Source organism: Halorientalis persicus, assembly GCF_900110215.1.
Lineage (GTDB): Archaea > Halobacteriota > Halobacteria > Halobacteriales > Haloarculaceae > Halorientalis > Halorientalis persica.
Genome location: NZ_FOCX01000116.1, coordinates 1 through 1,230, shown reverse-complemented (window position 1 = coordinate 1,230; position 1,230 = coordinate 1). Strand labels below are relative to the sequence as shown.

The following is a 1,230-nucleotide window of genomic DNA, read 5'->3' as shown; positions in this document are numbered from 1 at the left end:
GATTGGTCACCTGCATCCTCGACAAGATCTGCCCGAATGGGGTCATCACTGGTAGAGTTGGGAACGTGTCCGTACAGCGTGTATTTCCCAGATTCGGCAGGTAGGTTGTCGAATGTCACGAACTGATTCGGTGTAGTCTGGACTGTGACGGTGCGCCAGAGGACTATCTCATCGCTATCTGTCAACAGAATACTCGCCTCGGCAGCCCTCTCAAGCCGATTTCGGATGGTAATTTTAGAAACTACCACTTCAGAGGACGCGGACGAATCGGGGAGTGAGCAGCCGGCTAATGCTGTGAGCAGCATCGTGCCACCGAGTTGGAGGGCAGAACGGCGCTTCATACATCATATACGTGTAATAGCTTTTGAATATTTTTGGAAAGAGAGGTATGACTAGGTGCGCAATGCAGGTGAAACACTGATCGCTTAGTACAGCCAGCGAATTGAGAGCATCGGTTTCAATTCGATTGAAAAATTTGTTATTTCAGTGTCCACTATAGTTAGAATATGAGAGACAATCTACCGAGACGGAGGTTTCTTCAATATGGGATTTCAGGAGTGTGTCTTACAACCGCAGGATGTGAAAGGGTTGAAACCACAGACTCAGAAGCGACAGACCCGCTGAAGATTGTCGTATTTAATTTTGACACACACAGACATAATATTGTCATTGATATTTTCCAAGATGACGATAAACAAGACCAGAGCAACTCCCAGATACTTCATAAAAATATAGAGTTACCCCCGAAGACTCAAAACGACGACTTTACTCAGAAAGAGTTCAGTACCATTGATAACGGAAAGGAATACCTGGTGAGAGTAACTGTTGATAATCTCGCCCAATCGCATTACCACTATCGTCCAGATTGTCAAGAATCAAAAGAACACCCTGATAAATTGGGTATTCGAATACGACCGAGTAGTGGTTCGCCAGCGATTTTGTTTAGTCAGACCATCTGTAAGTGATTGAGGAGACAGGCGAACGCGAAGTAGATCCAGACGTTGCGGACCACGATTGCATCTATTGTGCCCAGTATGCATATACACTGAGCATCTAAGTCAATCTGAGTCCTCTCAATGAAACCTGAGGTCAGACCATATGCATTGAGACGACCGGCCTCAACTACTGCCGCAATTCTGAAGTTGGGCAGGTCCGAATCAATTCGTTGGATGGTAATGGTTCTTAACACTACTTTCACCAAACAACATATACACAAATAGATGAATTCTG

General features: G+C 45.2%; 1 protein-coding gene. It reads right to left on the bottom strand.

Annotation, left to right across the window (positions count from 1 at the left end):
• The coding region (locus BMX17_RS26850) for a hypothetical protein (protein WP_211611504.1) at positions 1-305 on the bottom strand (305 nt) is incomplete at its 3' end.
• Positions 306-1,230 lie beyond the last annotated feature (925 nt).